20 protein-coding genes are annotated in these 19,293 nt (G+C 52.3%); 5 read left to right on the top strand and 15 right to left on the bottom strand.

Annotation, left to right across the window (positions count from 1 at the left end; genetic code table 11):
• Window positions 1–448: 448 nt before the first annotated feature.
• From ACLQ3M_RS10360 to ACLQ3M_RS10340, 5 genes are all read left to right on the top strand, one after another.
• Complete coding sequence (locus ACLQ3M_RS10360) at window positions 449–1,366, top strand: ABC transporter permease (protein WP_411677610.1); 918 nt, start codon at window positions 449–451, stop codon at window positions 1,364–1,366.
• Between the two features lie 15 nt (window positions 1,367–1,381).
• Entirely contained in the window at window positions 1,382–2,437 is a 1,056-nt protein-coding gene (locus tag ACLQ3M_RS10355) for an ABC transporter permease (RefSeq protein WP_411677609.1), read from the top strand.
• Window positions 2,434–3,450: an ABC transporter ATP-binding protein gene (locus tag ACLQ3M_RS10350; protein ID WP_411677608.1), complete on the top strand. Its 1,017-nt coding sequence runs from the start codon at window positions 2,434–2,436 to the stop codon at window positions 3,448–3,450. Before ACLQ3M_RS10355 ends, ACLQ3M_RS10350 begins: the two co-directional genes overlap by 4 nt.
• On the top strand, window positions 3,443–4,411 hold the full coding sequence (locus tag ACLQ3M_RS10345) for an ABC transporter ATP-binding protein (protein WP_411677607.1): 969 nt from the start codon (window positions 3,443–3,445) through the stop codon (window positions 4,409–4,411). The genes ACLQ3M_RS10350 and ACLQ3M_RS10345 overlap by 8 nt, the downstream gene beginning before the upstream one ends.
• Window positions 4,412–4,617: 206 nt before the next feature.
• A complete protein-coding gene (locus ACLQ3M_RS10340; RefSeq protein ID WP_411677606.1) occupies window positions 4,618–6,291 on the top strand; it encodes a peptide ABC transporter substrate-binding protein in 1,674 nt (557 codons plus the stop codon).
• Between the two features lie 173 nt (window positions 6,292–6,464).
• Here the strand turns inward: ACLQ3M_RS10340 and ACLQ3M_RS10335 are convergent, their stop codons facing one another.
• The 15 genes from ACLQ3M_RS10335 to ACLQ3M_RS10265 all read right to left on the bottom strand — a co-directional run bounded on the left by ACLQ3M_RS10335 (window position 6,465) and on the right by ACLQ3M_RS10265 (window position 19,279).
• The gene (locus ACLQ3M_RS10335) at window positions 6,465–7,244 is read right to left on the bottom strand and encodes an acetyl-CoA carboxylase carboxyltransferase subunit alpha (protein ID WP_411677605.1); all 780 of its coding nucleotides are present in this window, start codon (window positions 7,242–7,244) and stop codon (window positions 6,465–6,467) included.
• Window positions 7,241–8,110 (bottom strand): acetyl-CoA carboxylase, carboxyltransferase subunit beta, encoded by an 870-nt coding sequence (accD, locus tag ACLQ3M_RS10330; protein ID WP_411677603.1) that lies wholly within the window; start codon window positions 8,108–8,110, stop codon window positions 7,241–7,243. The genes ACLQ3M_RS10335 and accD overlap by 4 nt, the downstream gene beginning before the upstream one ends.
• A complete protein-coding gene (gene accC / locus ACLQ3M_RS10325) occupies window positions 8,107–9,447 on the bottom strand; it encodes an acetyl-CoA carboxylase biotin carboxylase subunit (RefSeq protein ID WP_411677602.1) in 1,341 nt (446 codons plus the stop codon). Before accC ends, accD begins: the two co-directional genes overlap by 4 nt.
• A gap of 2 nt (window positions 9,448–9,449) precedes the next feature.
• Window positions 9,450–9,875: a 3-hydroxyacyl-ACP dehydratase FabZ family protein gene (locus ACLQ3M_RS10320; RefSeq protein WP_411677601.1), complete on the bottom strand. Its 426-nt coding sequence runs from the start codon at window positions 9,873–9,875 to the stop codon at window positions 9,450–9,452.
• A gap of 63 nt (window positions 9,876–9,938) precedes the next feature.
• Window positions 9,939–10,373 (bottom strand): acetyl-CoA carboxylase biotin carboxyl carrier protein, encoded by a 435-nt coding sequence (gene accB, locus ACLQ3M_RS10315; protein ID WP_411677599.1) that lies wholly within the window; start codon window positions 10,371–10,373, stop codon window positions 9,939–9,941.
• The gene (gene fabF / locus ACLQ3M_RS10310) at window positions 10,370–11,611 is read right to left on the bottom strand and encodes a beta-ketoacyl-ACP synthase II (protein WP_411677598.1); all 1,242 of its coding nucleotides are present in this window, start codon (window positions 11,609–11,611) and stop codon (window positions 10,370–10,372) included. Before fabF ends, accB begins: the two co-directional genes overlap by 4 nt.
• 41 nt (window positions 11,612–11,652) lie before the next feature.
• Window positions 11,653–12,747 (bottom strand): NAD(P)H-dependent flavin oxidoreductase, encoded by a 1,095-nt coding sequence (locus ACLQ3M_RS10305; RefSeq protein ID WP_411677597.1) that lies wholly within the window; start codon window positions 12,745–12,747, stop codon window positions 11,653–11,655.
• Window positions 12,748–12,770: 23 nt separating this feature from the next.
• The gene (gene fabG, locus ACLQ3M_RS10300; RefSeq protein WP_411677596.1) at window positions 12,771–13,511 is read right to left on the bottom strand and encodes a 3-oxoacyl-[acyl-carrier-protein] reductase; all 741 of its coding nucleotides are present in this window, start codon (window positions 13,509–13,511) and stop codon (window positions 12,771–12,773) included.
• Entirely contained in the window at window positions 13,504–14,427 is a 924-nt protein-coding gene (locus ACLQ3M_RS10295) for an ACP S-malonyltransferase (RefSeq protein WP_411677595.1), read from the bottom strand. The genes fabG and ACLQ3M_RS10295 overlap by 8 nt, the downstream gene beginning before the upstream one ends.
• A complete protein-coding gene (gene fabK, locus ACLQ3M_RS10290) occupies window positions 14,415–15,362 on the bottom strand; it encodes an enoyl-[acyl-carrier-protein] reductase FabK (protein WP_411677594.1) in 948 nt (315 codons plus the stop codon). Before fabK ends, ACLQ3M_RS10295 begins: the two co-directional genes overlap by 13 nt.
• 4 nt (window positions 15,363–15,366) lie before the next feature.
• Entirely contained in the window at window positions 15,367–15,591 is a 225-nt protein-coding gene (locus ACLQ3M_RS10285) for an acyl carrier protein (RefSeq protein ID WP_411677593.1), read from the bottom strand.
• A 23-nt stretch (window positions 15,592–15,614) separates the two neighbouring features.
• Window positions 15,615–16,580, bottom strand: a complete 966-nt coding sequence (locus ACLQ3M_RS10280; protein WP_411677592.1) for a beta-ketoacyl-ACP synthase III — start codon at window positions 16,578–16,580, stop codon at window positions 15,615–15,617.
• Window positions 16,581–17,042 carry a MarR family winged helix-turn-helix transcriptional regulator gene (locus tag ACLQ3M_RS10275; RefSeq protein WP_411677591.1) on the bottom strand — a complete coding sequence of 154 codons (462 nt, stop codon included), beginning with the start codon at window positions 17,040–17,042 and terminating at the stop codon, window positions 16,581–16,583.
• A 125-nt stretch (window positions 17,043–17,167) separates the two neighbouring features.
• Complete coding sequence (locus tag ACLQ3M_RS10270; protein ID WP_411677590.1) at window positions 17,168–18,451, bottom strand: MFS transporter; 1,284 nt, start codon at window positions 18,449–18,451, stop codon at window positions 17,168–17,170.
• 144 nt (window positions 18,452–18,595) lie between these two features.
• Window positions 18,596–19,279 carry a Crp/Fnr family transcriptional regulator gene (locus ACLQ3M_RS10265; protein ID WP_411677589.1) on the bottom strand — a complete coding sequence of 228 codons (684 nt, stop codon included), beginning with the start codon at window positions 19,277–19,279 and terminating at the stop codon, window positions 18,596–18,598.
• Window positions 19,280–19,293: the final 14 nt, after the last annotated feature.

The following is a 19,293-nucleotide window of genomic DNA, read 5'->3' as shown; positions in this document are numbered from 1 at the left end:
GCATCAGGCATTTTTAAACTTTCATGAAGTGAATTCGGTAAGATTCAAAGAATCAAATTACTTAATTAAACCTGGAAAGTGATCAAAAGACCGGAGGGAATTTACCCTCTCTAAAAGAAGCATAACGGTATGGGTTTTCAGTAGCCAAGCAATTCCGTACATTAGTATTGAAGCTAAAATTAGATATCTTGCCTATTGCGACTTAAAATGTCAGTTCTCATACATTTGGAACGGTTGGCCGTTACATTATGCACATAATGCATTCGACATGCTCGAAAAATTCACACATCGGGCATTTTCGGTGCGTTTTTATAAAAATTCTAGCGATGAATATTTATTAATTACTGCAATATTCTAGCAATGAAGATTTATTAAAGCGGCGGGCGCATTCAACGAGGAATGTACCTGCCGTTTCTAATAAATAAAAGGAAAAAAGGGGGATATTATTTTGGGAGCATATGCCATTAAACGAATCGGTTATGCCTTACTAACAATTTTGTTCATATCTATCATCACATTTACTTTGATGAATTTGATACCGGGCGGGCCATTTCTGAGTGAAAAGAATATTCCGCCGGAAACCGTAAAGGCACTGAACGTAAAATATGGACTTGACAAGCCTCTTCCCCAGCAGTATCTGACTTACATGGGAAAGCTGGTCACGGGCGATTTAGGGGACTCGTTAAAACAAAAAGGCCGTTCCGCAGATGATATTATCTTCTCGGCCTTCCCGATTTCGGCTAAGCTTGGCGGCATTTCCATTTTGGTTGCGGTCATTCTGGGGGTCTTTATGGGCTCTGTTTCGGCGCTCAACAGAGGTCGATTCTGGGACCGACTGCTTATGGTAGTCTCAACGCTCGGAATTGCGGTTCCAAGTTTTGTCATGGCTGCTTTTCTAATGCTGGTTTTCGGGGTAAAGCTTCGCTGGCTGCCGACCATGGGTCTGCATTCTGTCGCAGCCTTTGTCATGCCGTGTGCCACCCTTGCATTTTATCCGATGTCATATATTACAAGACTGATGCGTTCCGGCATGCTGGACGCGCTGGATCAGGACTATATCCGTACGGCAAAATCAAAGGGCGTCGGAAAGTCCCTTCTGCTTTTTAAACATGCCCTGCGCAACGCAGTACTTCCGGTTATTACCTACCTTGGCCCAATGATCGCTTATACGGTGACAGGCAGTTTCGTCGTAGAAACCGTATTTAATATTCCCGGACTTGGGCGTGAATTTATTCAGTGCATCACTGCCCGCGATTATCCGTTGGTAATGAGCACGACCATTTTTCTTGCCGTCCTCATTGTCTTGATGAACTTAGTGGTGGATATTAGTTACAAACTGATTGATCCGCGCATTACACTTCAATAAGGGGAGGACATGGAAATGGAAGCTTTTAAAAACCCGTTTTCCCTTCATTTGAACGCGGAGGATTTTCTTCCCGCGGCGGATGAGGAAAAACAGCAACTGATTATTATGAGAGAGAGCACGACATTCTGGAAGGATGCATGGCGCAGGCTGACACATAATAAGGTGGCAATGGCTGCTTTCGTTGTGATTATTATCGCGATTCTTTTCGCTTTTGTCGCTCCCTCGTTTTATCCTTACACTTACGACCAGCAAATTCGCGGAAGTGAATTTCTGCACCCCATGCAGTATTCCGCAAAAGAGTTAAAAGCTATTGCGGCGGGGCAAAGCGTTTTCCCTCATGTTCTGGGTACGGATATGCACGGCCGCGACATGGTGATCCGGCTGATGATGGGCACCAGAATTTCGCTGCTGGTCGGAATCATCGCCAGCATGCTGGTTTTGCTGATCGGGACTGTCTATGGTGCGATTTCCGGCTTTTTCGGCGGCGTGGTCGACCTGGTCATGATGAGAATTGTCGACGTCATTTATTCGATTCCGGATATGCTGACGATTATCCTCCTTCAGGTTACGCTGAAAGCACCGCTGACCAATTTGTTCGACACTCATCCGTCGCTTGGCTGGCTGCAGGCAATGGGCGTACCGATGGTCAGTATCTTTTTAACATTCAGTCTGTTGTACTGGACCAACATGGCAAGGATCATCCGCGGGCAGATCATGGCTCTGAAAGAGCAGGAGTTTGTAACGGCTGCTCACGCGCTTGGCGCCTCTAGCAGCCGAATCATTATGAAGCACTTAATTCCAAACTGTATCAGCGTTCTGATTGTTACCGCGACACTGGAAATTCCAAGAGCGATTTTTACGGAGGCATTCCTAAGCTTCCTTGGACTCGGCGTTATGAACCCCATGGCAAGCCTTGGTTCCCTTGCTTCCGATGCCATCGGCGGCATGGAATCGTACACGTACCTGCTTGTGGCGCCGGCGGTTGCCATCAGTTTGGTTATTCTCTCCTTCAATCTGTTCGGCGACGGCCTGCGGGATGCGTTTGATCCAAAACTGAAGGAGAATAAATGATGAAACAAGAACATTTGCTTGATATTAATGATTTAAAAGTATCTTTTTTCACCCATGCCGGTGAAGTCAAAGCGGTAAACGGGGTAACTTATACGATGGATTACGGCGAGGTTCTGGGCATTGTCGGTGAATCCGGAAGCGGTAAAAGCGTTTCCGCGTATACTCTGACAGGTCTGGTCGACCGCCCGGGCAGAATTGTGGGCGGCAGTGTAAACTTTAACGGCCATCAGATTGAAAAGCTCCCCGAAAAGGAATTTCGCAAAATCCGCGGAAAAGAAGTCAGTCTGATTTTCCAGGACCCGATGACTTCGCTGAATCCTGTTTTTACCATCGGAAATCAGCTGGAAGAAATGCTTCGGCTGCACACCAATAAAAACCGGGCGCAACGCCGCCAGCGGGCGATTGAACTGCTGACTCTGGTCGGCGTCAATGAGCCGGAAAAACGGCTGAAGCAATATCCTCATGAATTTTCCGGCGGTATGCGCCAGCGCGTCATGATTGCCATGGCGCTTGCCTGCGAGCCAAAGCTGCTGATTGCGGATGAACCGACCACAGCGTTGGACGTTACCATTCAGGCTCAGATCATGGAGTTGATGGTCGACCTGAAAAAGAAAATCGGAATGTCCGTGATGCTGATAACGCACGACCTCGGCGTCGTTTCCGATGTATGCGACCGAATTGCGGTCATGTACGCCGGTAAAATTGTTGAAATTGGCACTACCGACGAAATTTTTTATGAACCGAAGCACTGCTATACCAACGGCCTGCTCCGCTCGATTCCAAAGATTAACGAGACAACACACGAACGGTTGATTCCCATTGAGGGGACGCCGGTCGATTTGCTCAATCCTCCCGCGGGGTGCCCGTTCGCCCCCCGCTGTGAATCCTGCATGAAGATTTGTCTCAGACAAATGCCGGAATTCATACAGCATTCTGAAACCCATAAAAGCGCCTGCTGGCTGAATCAGAAAGCGCTGCTGGAAAAACAGGAAGGAGCGAGCGGCGATGAGTGATAAATTGCTGGAAATACAAAATTTGAAACAATACTTTCCTGTTAAAACAGGTGCTTTCAGCAAAGGCTATGTACAGGCGGTTGACGACGTCAGCTTTTTTATCAACCGCGGCGAAACATTAGGCCTGGTTGGTGAAAGCGGATGCGGCAAAACAACGACGGGACGTACGATTTTAAGGCTTTATGAACCGACTGCCGGAAAAATCATTTACGACGGCGTCGATGTAACGCACGTTGATTTCAAGCCGTACCGCAGGAAGATGCAGATTGTGTTTCAGGATCCCTACGCTTCTCTGGACGCCCGCATGACGGTCGGCGACATTGTCGGCGAGGCAATCGACATTCACAATCTTGCGTCTTCAAAAGCCGAGCGCAAGGAAAAGATTCTGGCTCTGCTCAACCGCGTCGGGCTGAACAGCGAGCACGCAAACCGCTATCCTCATGAATTTTCCGGCGGTCAGCGCCAGAGGATCGGCATTGCGCGAGCGCTCGCGGTGAACCCTGAATTTATCGTCTGCGATGAGCCGATCTCCGCGCTGGATGTCTCGATTCAGGCGCAGGTGATTAATATGTTTGAGGATCTTCAGCAAGAGCTGGGTCTGACTTATCTTTTCATCGCGCATGATCTTGCCGTAGTCAAACACATCAGCAACCGCATCGGCGTAATGTACCTTGGCAAATTGGTGGAGCTGACAGACAGCGAGACTCTCTATTCAAACCCGCTTCACCCGTATACAAAAAGCCTTCTTTCGGCAATCCCGGTTCCGGATCCGAAATCGAGCCGCGAAAAGCAGAGGATTGTGCTGGAGGGCGACATTCCTAGTCCGCTTCATCCGCCGACCGGCTGCCGCTTCCGCACCCGGTGTCCCTATGCGGTTCCGAAATGTGCCGAGGCGGTTCCCGAAATGAAGGAGTATGAACCCGGCCACTTTGCCGCGTGCCATAGAATTCAGGAAATCTAAATGGGCATTCAGTCTTGTTTGGGATGATCAGACAATCCGCCATAGGCAAAGGATTGACTTTCACAGTGCCAAAAGCAAATTTCTCTTTTTAATTTCTCTTACTTTGCCTTTTCATTATGACCGTTTTATTTTTAGGTCGGACTGTTTTCTCACAACAGGACTTGGCATAAATGCGTATTTCAAATTGTAAAATGGAGGGAAAGTTTATGACAAGAAAGTTATTGTGTTCGGTGCTTGCCGCGGCGATGATCGCGACGGCGTTCACCGGATGCGGCGGCGGTGCGTCCGCATCGTCCGGTGCGGCCTCTCAGGCGGCGTCCGGCACGGCATCCACTTCCACATCAAAATCAAAATCATTGACGGTCAACGTTGGTACGGAACCGGATTCCATCGACCCGGATTTGAACACCTCGGTCGACGGCGGCATTTACATCCAGCACTGCTTTGAAGGCCTGACCAAGCGGGATAAAGACGGAAAAATTGTCAACGGACAGGCGAAGGATATCAAGGCGAGCGACGACGGACTGACCTATAACGTCACGCTGCGCGACGATATTAAATGGCAGGACGGCCAGCCGGTCAAGGCTCAGGATTTCGTTTATGCCTGGCAGCGCTGCGTTAACCCGAAGACTGCTTCTGAGTATTCCTACATGCTGGATCCGGTTGAAAACGCAACAGATATTTACACCGGCAAGAACAAGGATATTACTAGCCTGGGCATTACCGCCAAGGATGATAAGACCCTTGAAATCAAGCTGCACGCTCCCTGCGCTTATTTCCTTGAACTGCTGTCCCGTCCGGCTTACTACCCTTTGCGCAAAGACATCGTGGACGGCAACGACAAGTGGACTCAGGACCCGAAAACTTATATCGGCAACGGTCCCTATAAGATGACGGCCTGGAACCACAAGGAAAGCATCGTCGACGTAAAAAGCGACACCTATTACAACAAGGATGCCGTCACAATCGACAACATCAAGTTCATGCTGATGGACGATGACTCCGCGATTCAGGCGGCTTACCAGAGCGGCGCGCTGCAGTTTGCCGATACGTATCCGGTTTCCGAGCAGACAAAATGGGCTCAGACTAAAGATTATCACGCAATGGCCCAGCTCGGAACTTACTACGTCTCGTTCAACTGCAAGAAAGCACCATTCGACAACCAGAAGGTCCGCGAAGCGTTGTCGCTCGCAATCGACCGAAACTATATTATCAACACCATCACAAAGCAGGGCCAGACTCCTGCCGACGCGTTTGTTTCCCTCGGAATCGGCGACGCCGACCCCTCCAAAGACTTCCGCACAGTTGGCGGCGGGTTCTATTCCGTCAAGGATGACGACTATGATTCAAACGTAGCAAAGGCAAAGCAGCTCCTCTCCGAAGCCGGATATCCGGACGGCAAGGGCTTCCCGTCCTTTGAATACTCCTTTAACAACAACTCCACCCATAAGGCAGTCGCCGAAGCTCTTCAGAACATGTGGAAAGAAGAACTCGGCATCAACTGCACCCTCGCGGCGCAGGAATGGGCCGTATTTATTGACAGCCGCCAAAAAGGCAATTACGACATTGCGCGCGACGGCTGGCTGGCCGACTATATCGACCCGATTTCGTATCTGGATACTTTCATTAGCACTTCCGGCAATAACGATCCGCACTGGTCCAACAAAAACTTCGATGCCTTAATTTCCAAAGCAAAGTCCACCGGCGACCAAACGGTCCGTATGCAGGCGATGCACGATGCTGAAAAGCTGTTGATGCAGGATGCGGCGGTTGCGCCGATCTACTTCTACACCGATGTGTACCTGCAAAACACAAATATTTCCGGTATTGTAACAACTTCTCTTGGTGATAAACTTTTCACTTATGCAACAGTAAGCTGATTTAGCTCTAACTTTTGGTACTGAACTGAAATCTCCCCAAAAGGCAAACGCCTTTTGGGGAGATTTTTTCACGGCCTTAAAGTAAGCAGGCGGCATTAACACCGAACCGGCATATTCTTCTACGGCAGATCAGGTTAAAACGGCGAGTCCCCCTTTGCAGAGGTCCCGCCGCTTTATTGAAAGTCACTGCCGATTCTCCGGAACTTTTCATACCTTTGACTTATAAGATCTTCTTCCGTAAGAGTGCGGTTTCGCTTCAGCGTTTGGATCAGTTGTATCTTTAAAAAGGCGCAGGTCTTTGAAAACCCGATCCCCTCCGGAATGATCCTATCAATGACATTCAGGGACAATAGATCCTGGGCCGTAATTTTCAGGTATTCCGCCGCTTCGCCAACTCTTTTGGGATTCTTCCACAGAATGCTGGCGCAGCCTTCCGGTGAAATCACGGAATAAACGGCGTTTTCCAGCATCCAGACTTCGTCGGCAACCGCAAGAGCTAGTGCTCCTCCGCTGCCGCCTTCCCCGATCAGAATGGAAACAACGGGCACCCTCAGTCCCATCAGCTCCATCAGATTTTCGGCAATCGCCTGCCCCTGGCCGCGTTCTTCCGCTCCAATACCGCAATATGCCCCGAACGTATCCACCAGACAGATGACGGGACGGTTGAATTTTTCCGCAAGTTTCATTTGACGCAGCGCCTTTCGGTATCCCTCCGGATGAGCGGAACCAAAGTTCCGCGCGACCTTTTCCTTGGTGCCGTGTCCTTTTTCAATCCCGATTACAGTAACCGGCATTCTGCCGAGGGTCCCGATTCCCGTAATTACGGCGCTGTCGTCCCCGTATCTGCGGTCGCCGTGAAGCTCGATGAAATTCTGAAACAGTCTTTCGATATAATTCTTCGCGGTCGGGCGGCCGTCGGCCCGGGCGGCCAGCAATTTTTCATAGGCGTTCATTCGTCCGCACCTCCCGCATGAAATTCCAGAAGCCTTGTGAGCAATTTCTTTTGCGTTCTTCTGTTGGAAATCTGGTCTACGAAACCCTTTTCCAGCAAAAACTCCGCCCTCTGAAACCCCGGCGGCAACTTCTGGCGGATTGTCTGTTCGATGACCCGCGGACCCGCAAAGCCGATCAGTGCGCCGGGCTCTGCCAAAATAATATCAGCCTCCATCGCAAAGCTGGCGGTCACGCCGCCCGTAGTGGGGTTAGTCAGAACTGCAATATAAAGGAACCCGGCTTCACTGTGCCGCCGAACCGCGCCGCTTGTTTTTGCCATCTGCATTAAAGAAAGGATTCCCTCCTGCATGCGCGCCCCTCCCGAAACCGTAAAGCCGACAACGGGCAGACGATGCTCCGCGGCATACTCAAACAGCCGGGTGATTTTTTCCCCGACCGCGGTTCCCATGCTTCCCATCATGAAAGAAGGCTCCATTGCAAAAACGCAGCTGTCAAATCCGCCGATCCGGCAGGTTCCGCAAACCACTTCATCCTTTCCGGACTCCGTATGTCTTGCCTGTTCCAGCTTTTCATCGTATCCCGGAAAGTTCAGAATATTCCGGGATTCGATTTTTGTGTTCAATTCCCGGAACGTCCCTTTATCCGCCGTTATTTCAATCCGGCGCCTGGCGCTGATCCGAAAGTGCCAGCCGCAGTGCGGGCAGACATAGCTGCTCTCTGCAAGCGCGTCGCGAAACAGCATTTTGCGGCAAGTCGGGCAAGTTACACAAAGCTCTTCCGGCACGGACGGACCCGGAGTCCGGTCTCTTCCGATTTCTCCCTCCAGGTCATTCTTCGGATGTTTAAAAATTCCCCTGCGTATCATAGGCTCCCCCGCTCGGCAAGATAAGATGTGGTGTAGCGGCCGGACTGGAAAGCATCTTCCTGCAGCAGTTCCAGCAGGAATTCTCCGTTATGGTCAACGCCCTCGATGACCAATTCGCAAAGGGCTGCCTGCATTTTGCGAATGGCCTCTTCCCGTGTTTTTGCGTGAACAATCAGTTTGCCGATCATGGAATCATAAAAAGGAGGTACGGAATAATCCGGATACAGAGCCGTGTCAAACCGAACCGAAGGCCCCCCTGGAATATGCAGCAGTGTCACTTTGCCGCAGCCCGGTCGGAAATTTTCTTTGGGATTTTCCGCGTTAATCCTGCATTCGATCGCGTGCCCCCGCAAAGGAGCCTCTTTGGCGGTAAAATCCAGAGGCAAGCCGGCGGCCACGCGGATCTGCCATTTGACCAGATCAATTCCGGTTACCATCTCCGTCACCGGATGCTCCACCTGAAGGCGCGTGTTCATTTCCATAAAATAAAAACGGCCGTCCCGGTCCATCAGGAACTCAACTGTTCCCGCGCCGGTGTAGCCGACCGCGCGCATCGCCCGCTCGCACAGTTGAGAAAGCTCTTCCCTCTGGCTTTCTGAGACGGCCGGTGAAGGACTTTCCTCCAGTATTTTCTGGTTTTTCCTCTGCATGGAGCAATCTCGCTCGCCCAGGCAGACGATATTCCCGAATGTATCGCACAGCACCTGCATTTCTACATGCTTGACTCCGGTCATGTATTTTTCCAGGTACATGCCCCCGTCGCCGAATGCGCTCGCGGCTTCTTCGGACGCCTGAGAAAACGCGCGGTCAAACTCTTTTTCCTTTTGAATCAGTCTGATGCCGCGCCCTCCGCCGCCGGCGCGGGCTTTAATCAGCAGAGGGTACCCGATTTCAGCCGCGGCCTGTTTCGCCTCTTCCGGGCTTTCCACAAGGCCGGAGCCCGGAATAACCGGTACGGACGCGGCTTTCATCGTTCGTTTTGCTTCGTCCTTATCCCCCATTCGGAACAGGACTTCGGGGGAAGGACCGATAAATGTAATCCCGCATTTTTCGCAAAGGCGGGCAAATTCCGCATTTTCCGACAAGAGACCGTACCCGGGATGGATGGCCTGGGCGCCGCTTGCGGCCGCGGCCGACAAGACGGCGCTCATGTTCAGATAGCTGTCCTTCGCTCTTGCCGGACCGATGCAATAGCACTCATCCGCCAGGCTGACGTGCAAAGCATCCCGGTCCGCCTCCGAATAAACCGCAACCGTCGAAATACCCATTTCCCGGCAGGCTCGTATCACTCGAACGGCAATTTCCCCGCGGTTGGCAATTAATATTTTTGAAAACAAGCCTATTCGCCCCCCGTCTGAACCAGAGCAAACGAAAATTCTCCGCTGACACAGAGCTTTTCGTTCACAGTTCCGGACCCCTTTGCAAAATAGAACGGGCCTTTGGTTTTCAGTATTTCACAAACAATTTCAATTCGGTCGCCCGGGAGAATATTCCCACGGAAACGAACCTTATCAATTCCCACAAACATCGGAGTTTTGCCTTCCTGCCCGTCACCAATCAGAACACAGCAGGTCTGCGCCAACATTTCGCATTGAATCACTCCGGGGACAATCGGCATCCCCGGAAAATGTCCCTGCAAAAACCACTCGTCGCCCCGCACCGTATAAACTCCGTGCGCTTTGCCATCCGCGCCCTTTTCCGCTTCGTCAATCAAAAGCATCGGCGGCCTGTGGGGCATTATTTTCATCAGCTCTTCACGATTCATAGGCTCCTCCGTTCCGCCTTTGCGGCTCTATTTTCTCAGCGGGAACGATCCGTTTCCGCCGGTTTACACGATTTTAAAAAGAGTCTGCCCATACTCGACGACCTGACCGTTTTCAACGCAGACTTCCTGAATTATTCCTTCCTGTTCCGCGTTGACCTCGTTCATCAGCTTCATTGCTTCAATTACACAAAGAACATCGCCCTTTTTTACACGGCTGCCCGCTTTTATAAAGGGCTCCGAGTCCGGCGACGGCGCGGCGTAAAACACGCCGACCATCGGCGACTTGATTTCGCGGTAATCCTGTACTGCCCCGGCCGCCGCCGTTTCCGCCGGGGGCATGAGCGGTGCAGCCGAATTCATGGGCACAGGCGGCAGCGAGGAAACGGCGGACTGCCGTTCCAATTTGACTTTGTCCTCTCCGCAGCTGAACTCCAAAACGCTCAGATCATTTTCTTTCAGTATCTGTGCCAGTGCGCGAACCTGTTTCAAATCCATCATGACGGATTCAACTCCATTCCTTTTCGAAATGCAAGGCAGGCGTTATGACCGCCGAATCCAAGGGACACGGAAAGAGCGAAAGTCGGCCGTGCATTTACCGCTTGATTGGGCACGCAGTTCAGGTCGCAGTCCGGGTCGGGCTCGCGGTACCCGATGGTCGGCGGAATCGTTCCGGTCGAAAGGGCCAGTACGGACGCGATCGCCTCGACCGCGCCGGCCGCTCCCAGCATGTGCCCGGTCATTGATTTTGTGGAACTGACATAGGCCTTTTTCGCAAGCTCCGGAAGCGCCTTTTTAATGGCAAGCGTTTCCGTCTTGTCATTGAGGGGCGTCCCGGTGCCGTGCGCGTTGATATAGAGAACATCTTTTTCGCCGATACCGGATTCTTCCGAGGCAAGGCGAATCGCTTCCGTGCCTCCCCGCGCCTCCGGATGCGGCGCGGTCGGATGATATGCGTCACAGGTGTTGCCGTAGCCGGTAACTTCCGCATATATTTTCGCACCGCGCGACACCGCGTGTTCATACTCTTCCAGAACCAGGATTCCCGCCCCTTCGCCGATGACAAAACCGTCCCTTCTTTTGTCGAATGGGATGGAGCTATTGAGCGGATCATTTTTCGTGGAAAGCGCCATGCAGTTGATGAATCCGGCAACGGCAAGCGGGACGACGGAAGCTTCCGCTCCGCCGGCGAGAATCGCATCCGCGTAACCGTATTGAATCGCGCGGAACGCCTCTCCAACCGTATGGGATGAAGTCGCGCACGCCGTAACAATCGGAAGGCACGGCCCCTGCGCGTTGTAGCGGATGGCAATATTGCCCGCCGCCATATTGCCGATCATCTTTGGAATGAAATACGGCGAAATGCGCGAAGGTCCCCTGTTTAGAAGCTTTTCCGTCTCTTCCACAATCGTGTGGATGCCGCCGATGCCGGAGCCTACATAAACGCCGAGGCGACGAGGATCAATCCCGGTCAATCCGCTGTCCTGCATGGCCTGGTCCGCCGCGGAAAGAGCAAACTGCGAAAACAGGTCCGTCCTGCGGATATCGCTTTTTTCCATACAGCACAGGGGGTCAAAGTCCTTTACCTCCGCGGCAATTTTCACTTTAAAATCGTACGCGTCAAATTTCGTGATAAACCCGACGCCGCAGGTTCCGGCCGTCAGGCTGTTCCAGAAATCCTCCACACGGTTTCCGACCGGGGAAACCACGCCGAGTCCCGTTACGGCTACTCTTCTCATCTTCAGACTCCTTTTTCGGCAAGCATTGTATTTTTCTCGATTCAGGTGACCTGATTGTGAACAACCGTTTCCCGGTATTGACAGGCCAGTTCTTCCATCAGTTTGTGCACCGTTGTAATTTCGCGAACTCTGCCCCCGTTTGCCCCGATAAACACAAATCCGTTTTCAAGGTTTCCCCTGCACGCGTTGACCAGAGCGGCGGTAATACAATAAGCCCCCTTTTCCTGACGGCAGGAGGTAATGCAGTGGTAGGGACAGTTTTTCGGTTTTTTCCCGCCTTCCGCGGCACTTTTCAAAAAGTCATTGCGAATTGCCCTTCCGGGCATTCCAACCGGACTTTTGATAATTTCAATGTCCTCGTCCCGACAATTGACAAAAGCCTGCTTGAAACGGATGTCAGCATCGCATTCCTCGGTCACGACAAACCTTGTCGCCATCTGCACCGCGGACGCGCCGAGCTGTAAAAAGCGGTAAATATCCTCGCCGGTAAAAATCCCGCCGGCGGCAATGACCGGAATGTTTCGGCCCGCCGTCTGTTCATAAGGCCGCACGGCCGCGACAACCTCGGGAATAATCTTTTCCAGTCGATAGTCCGGATCGTTGATCTGCTCCGGATGAAAGCCCAGATGACCGCCCGCTTTCGGGCCTTCCACCACAAAAGCGTCCGGAATATACCGATAGCGTTTCTGCCACCATCTGGCGATCTGGTCCGCCGCCCGGGCGGAAGAAACGATCGGCACCAGCTTGGTTTTGCATCCCTCCGGACGAAAATCCGGAAGACGCAAAGGCAAACCGGCCCCTGCAAAAATCACATCAATTTTTTCTTCCATTGCCGTGCGCGCCATCTCTTCGAAATTGGTCAGCGCAACCATGATATTGACGCCCAAAACGCCCTTTGTTAGGGAACGCGCCTTCGCAATTTCTGCCTGAAGCCCCGCGCGGTCCTCGGAAAATTTTCCGCTGCCTCCGCCCAGAACACCGACGCCGGCCGCCGAAAGCACTCCGATGCCGCCCTCGTTCGCAACCGCGGAAGCGAGTCCGCTCATGGAAATTCCGATTCCCATGCCGCCCTGGACCACAGGCGCTTGTACTTTTAGTTTGCCGATATGAAAGTCGGCTCCCGTCCACTCCGCCATGATTGCTCCTTTCCCGGCCTGCCTTACATGCAAAGGCCGCCGTCCACCCGAATCACTTCACCGGTAATATAACCGGAAAGGTTGGAAGCGAGAAAAAGTGCAAGATTGGCAACATCTCCCGCCTGACCCATTCGTTTCATCGGGATGGATTCCAGAATCTTCTCTCTTGCCTCCTGATTCATTTCCCTCGTCATCGCGGTATCAATCAGGCCGGGCGCTATTGCATTGCAGGTCACGTTCCGCCCGGCAAGTTCTCTTGCGACCGATTTGGTCAGACCGATCAGGCCGGCCTTAGCGGAGGAATAATTTGCCTGTCCCACGGCTCCGGTCAATCCGGAAACCGATGCGATATTGATGATTTTTCCTCCGTGTTTTCTGGCGAAAACCATATATGTCTGCTGAATCATGTGAAAAGCGCCTTTTAAATTTACATTCAGCACCCGTTCAAATTCCTCTTCCTTCATTTGAGGAACCAGCCGATCGATCGTAATCCCGGCGTTATTGACCAGGATGTCGAATCCGTTAAAATCAGTTTTGATCTGCTTAACTGTCTCTTTCACAGCTTCGAAATTGGAAACGTCACAGCGATAGGAAGACGCTTTTCTGCCAAGCGCCCGAATCTGCGCGCAGAGCTCTTCCGCGGCGTCACGGTTTCCGGAATAGATTGCGGCGATGTCCGCGCCTTCGCCCGCGAATTTCAGAGCGATTTCCTTCCCGATTCCACGGGAAGCGCCGGTAATCACCGCCGTTTTATCCTTAAGCATGTTTTCCCTCCGATATCATCCGCACCGCCTCTTCAAGGCTGTCAGGATTTTTCACAGCGACCGCAGCAACCTTCGTCGAAATTCTGTGAATCAACCCGCAAAGCGTGGTACCCGGGCCGACCTCAATAAAAAGATCAAAGCCGTCTGAGATCATGTTTTCTATGGTTTTCTGCCAAAGCACCGGACTTTTTGCCTGACGGGCAATCAATTCCGCCGCACCGGCTCCGTAAGGCTGCGCCGTAACATTGGAATAGAGCGGCATCACGGGTGTTCGCAGCGTATATTGCGTGAGCTCCTTTGCCAGACCGTCCGAAGCATCGGACATCAGCGGGGAATGGAACGCCCCCGATACGGCAAGACGGACCGCCTTGCCGCCCGCTTCGGCAGAAAACCCCCGAAGTGCCGCGATCGCATCCGCTTTTCCCGCGGCTACCAGCTGGCCGGGGCAGTTGTAGTTCACCGGCCAGGCTCCGGCTTTCTTGCAGACATATTCCGCCTTCTCATTTTCCAACCCCAAAACAGCAGCCATGGAACCGGGCCTGTTCCGGGAGCATTGCTCCATAAGTTCCGCCCTTCGGCAGACGAGGCGGAACGCGTCCTCTGCCGACAGAATACCGGTAAACGCAAGGCCGGCAATTTCTCCCAAAGAGAAGCCCGCCGCTCCGTTTGCCTCAACACCGGCTTCGCGCAGCGCGGCGGCACAGGCAAGGTCAACTGCAAAAACGCATGGCTGTGTGTTTACGGTTTCGGAAAGCTCCTTCTTGGTGCCGTCAAAACACTGGCGCAGGGTACCGGGCCGAATGCGCTCCGCCATTTCAAACACCGACCTGGCCGCCTGAGAAACACCGTAAAGCTCTTTTCCCATTCCGGTGTGCTGTGCTCCCTGACCGGCAAAGACAACTGCTATCCGACCCATTTTGTCCCTCCGCTCAGAATTCGCTCCGCCTGAGTAAACATTTCCGTAATGATCTCTTCCGCCGGCTGTTCCTTTGTCACCAAAGCCGCGGCCTGACCCGCCATAAAGCATCCGTTTTTCTCGTCCCCCTCGCGGGCGGCAAGACGCAGAGCGCCGACACCCAATACTTCCAGTTCTTCGTTGTCAACCGACGGGTCGTATTCCTTCGCGAGAAAATCGCGGGAAAATGCGTTTTTCAAACACCGGACCGGATGGCCGAGCCGTTTTCCGGTGGTAACGGTGCTGATATCCTTTGCTTTCAGAATTCTGTTTTTATAATTTTGATGAACGGTGCATTCACGGGCGGCAAGAAAACGGGTTCCAACCTGCACACCGACCGCGCCGAGCATAAACGAAGCCGCGATTCCCCGGCCGTCGGCGATTCCACCCGCGGCAATCACCGGGATTCCGACCGAATCGCAGATTTGAGGCACCAGAACCATCGTGGTCAGATCCCCCACGTGTCCCCCGGACTCGCCGCCTTCCGCGATAACCGCCGCGGCTCCGGCGCGTTCCACATGCCGCGCGACGGCAATGGAAGCGACAACCGGCAAAACGCGGATCCCGGCTTTTCCCCACTGCTCCATATAACGGGTCGGGTCCCCCGCGCCCGTTGTCACAACGGGAATTCGCTCTTCCGCCACAACACGGGCGACTTTTTCCACAAACGGGCTTCTCAGCATAATGTTGACCCCGAACGGACGGTCGGTCATTTCCCTTGCTTTTCGGATTTCTGTTCTTAACCATTCATCATCCGCGTTCATGGCGGAAATGATTCCAAGCCCGCCGGCATTCGAAACCGCCGAAGCCAGTGATGCGTCGGCAATCCAGGCCATGCCTCCCTGAAGAATGGGATATCGGATTCCTAAAAGGTCACAAAGCGGTGTGTGTATCATTTCGTTACTCCATATTGTCTTCAATCAGTTTTACAATATCGCCGACTGTTTTGATCTTTTCGTCCATTTCAAGAGAAACATTAAACTCGTCCTCAAACTGCATAATCAGATCGACTGTATCCAGCGAGTCGAGTCCAAGCTCTTCCAGCGTACTTTCCGGATGAATTTCCGAAACCTCGATTTCCTTGTGTTCGGCCAGAATCTTTGCAACTTTCTCAAATACCATCATAAATTTCCTCCAATCATTTACGGTCAGTCTTTGTTCCAGCGGATGACGCAGGAACCCCAGGTCAGTCCGGCGCCAAACGCACAAAGGAGCAGAGTGTCTCCCTTTCTGAGGCGCCGGTTTCGGTTCAGTTCGTCCAGCAAAACAGGGATGCTTGCCGAGGAGGTGTTCCCGCATTCCGCGTAATTAACCGGAAACTTTTCCTCCGGCTGATGCAGCCGTGTCCTCGCGGACTCAATAATCCGGCCGTTCGCCTGGTGCAGCAGGAAATAGTCCACATCGTCCACAGCGATTCCAGCCTTCCGGACAGACGTTTCAATTTCATTCTGCACGGTTGTAACGGCAAATTTAAATATTTCACGCCCGTTCATATGGATAAGGCTCCCCCTGGCCTCCGCTTCATCCCAGAAAGGCCCCGAGGCACTCAAGCCCGGAATATTCAGATTTTCCCGCTGCCCCCGGGCGCCGATCTGAACTGCCAGAAGCGAATCGCCTTTTGAAAGGACCACTGCTCCGGCCCCGTCACCGAACAGAACGCATGTGCTCCTGTCTTTCCAGTCCAGAAAACGGGAGAGCTGCTCCGCGCAGACAATCAGAATGTGCTCCGCCATCCCGGCCCGAAAATAAGCCGCGGCGGTATCCAGAGCATAAAGGAATCCCGTGCAGCCCGCGTTCATGTCAAACGCCGGGCATCCGGCCCCAAGATCCTCCTGAACCAGGCAGGCAAGGGACGGCGAAACATCCTCCCCCTGGACCGTGGCGCAGAGAATCAGGTCGATCTTGGCGGCATCCGTACCCGAATCTTCCAAAGCCCTGCGCGCCGCCTCCGCAGCAATTTGGCGAAGACTCTCTTCTTTTAAAAAGTGGCGCCTTCTGATTCCCGTCCGTGTGGAAATCCATTCATCGCTCGTCTCCACAATGCCGACGAAGTCGTTGTTATGAACGGACAATGCGGGAAGGCAGCTTCCGGTTCCCGTGATTGTAAAACTCATTCATTTCTCCATTTCCGCGCTTTTCATTTTAAAGAAATCATCAAGCTTGGTAATCCCGCGCGCCAGTATTTGTTTTTCTTCTTCAGACAATTCCGAACTGACCTTTCGAACCATCTGCCTGTGAAAATAGCGGTGTGCATTATCCACTTTCCGACCCAGTTTTGTCAGAACAACAAAAACCATTCTGGCATCATCCCCGCTTTTTACCTTTTTAACATAACCTTTTTTTAGTAGTTTATTGATTGCGATGGTAACGGACGGCAGCGTGATGTCAAGCTCCTGCGCAAGTTCACTGATGGTTCTTCCCTGATCCCGATTTTTTCCGGCAGCTTCCAAAAGATGCAGTTCGCTGATGGACAGGTCAATCCGTGTGCTTTTGAGTGTATCTTCCTCTACTTTGAGGATGGAACGGAACGTATCCACCAGAAGTTCGTTGAGTTCTCTTTCAAACGAATCCAGCATAAACGTTCCCTCCTTTATCTAGTTAGTTTGTTTATCTAACTTTATATCACGGCTGGATTGATTTGTCAAGCTGTATTTCCTTTTATAATGCAAACCGACAAAAACGAGCGGTATCTTTCCGTCCGTCAGGAAAGCGTTTCAACGTTATTCATCAGCTCAGCGGATCCGGTCTGCGGCGGACATTCTTTGGGCCGCTTCTCCTTTCTGTCCAATGCAAACATGCCTATGGCGCCCAAAAACACAAATACCGCCTGAAACATCCAGGTAAAGCGATAGCCCGCCGGCGCCAGGATGCACCCCGCCAGCAGCGGCCCCATTGCATTTCCGGTCCCCTGAACGAACATGGCAAACGAATTGATTCTTCCGAGGTACTGCGGCGGAGTATGATTAGCCAGGTACGGCCTTAGATGAATGCTTTCCATAATTTCTCCGAATGTAAAAATTACTCCGGCCATCAGAAAGAGCGGCATGGAACGCACCAGCGCAAACATGAGAAAAGACACGCTGAAAACCGCGCCGCTCAGCGCAATTACGCGAAGCGGGCGGCGGCGCTTCGTCAATCCGGTCAGGACGGAGGTAAACAATACGACCGTGAGGGAGTTGAGCGCCGTCATCATGCTGTAATTGACCGCCCCGCTCCTCCCGTAAAAGTCACCGAACTGCAGCGGCAGAAGAAAACTCCACTGGGAATAGGTAAAAGTATAGGCAAAAGTGAGAAGTATGACAAAAAGCAGTCCCGGAAACAGCCGCAGAAGCCGAAAAGCAGAGATATCCCCCCGGCGCTGTTCCTGTCCGGAGCTTTTGGAGCGTTCCTTCCAGTCGGGTTCCCGAATCGCGAAAATGATAATCAGCGTCGAAACAAGCGTGGTCGCTCCGTCGAGAAAAAACATCAAACGCAAATAGTTTTGAAAAAGCAGCCCCGCAAACAGCGGGCTGACCGCCAAGCCGATATTAATGCCCAGATAGATCAGCGAATAGGACGCCTGCCGGTTTTCAGGGGTAGAAAGATCGGCCGTCATCGCTTCATAGGCGGGCGCCGCCGCCGTATACAGATCCGCCGCCAGCATAATGCATGGAACGATTAGAAATTTGTAAGGGAACAAGGCGCAGACGAGATAGAAAAACGACCCCGCAATCTGGCAGGATACCAGAATTGTTTTCCGTCCGACCCGATCTGTAAGCTTTCCTCCCAGGATCACGGCGGGAGCCTGCGTTAAAATCAGCAAAGCGGAAAAGCTGCCCGTTTCGGCAGCCGAAAAGCCCAGTTTTTGCGTCAGAATCAGCGTCAACAGAGGCTGGATAAATCCCCCCAGACAAGTGACGATCCTCGCCGCAAACAAGATGTAAATCTCGCGCGAAAGATTCGCATAGGGGAAAAAAATCCCCTTTCTAATTAAAGCAAAGCGCATTCTGCTGTTTCCCTTCCGCCCGAGGCCTGAATTGGTAATGATTTATTATACACCGGATTGGAGCTTTCCACCATAGAAATTTACATAAAACAGCGGCCAAACCGTCTCTGAACAGAAACAGTCCGGCCGCTCTCCGCGCATATTTTAGCTGTTGTTCTGAACTTCGGTTCTGCAAATCAGAAACCGATTCCTGTGGAACTTCAGGATGCCTTCCCGCTGAAGCTTGCCAAGCTCGGCGGAAAGCGCGCTGCGGTCAACGCAAAGATAATCGGCGAGCTCCTGGCGGCTGAATGGAATCGAAAACTCTTCTCCGCGGGTTCCTCCCGCCTGATCTGCCAGAAAAGCCAGCAGTTTTTCCCGGGTCGTCCGTTTGGACAGGTACTCGATCTTACGGCTCAGCAGAATATTTTTGAAGGCGAGGATCCGGAGCATATTCTGAATCAGTCTGGAATGAAAGCCGCAGGCGGAAGAGCAGACGGAAACCGCGCGGCGGTAATCGATCCACAGGACCGAACTGTCCTCCGCGCTGACCACCGTAACCGGGAGACGGTCAATCTCCGCGCAGGAAAAAGCTTCCGCAAACAGCTGCCCCGCGGTCGCTTCCGCAATAATCATCCGATTTCCCCGGTAATCCTCTTTTAAAATCAATACGCTTCCTGACAGAACGATTCCCACAAAAGAAGCGGGCTGTCCCTCCAGCAGAATCATTTCCTGTTTTGCATACGATTTGCGCTTCGCGTGCAGGCAGGAAAGCATCTGCCTGAGCTCTTCCGGTTGAATTCCCTGAAACAAAGGAATCTTTTTTAAAGCATCATAGTCCATATTCATCTTTCACTTCGCTT

This window comes from Caproicibacter sp. (genome assembly GCF_046707225.1).
GTDB lineage: Bacteria > Bacillota > Clostridia > Oscillospirales > Acutalibacteraceae > Caproicibacter.
Note: the sequence above shows the minus strand (reverse complement) of the source record. Positions and strands in the feature narration are given on the sequence as shown.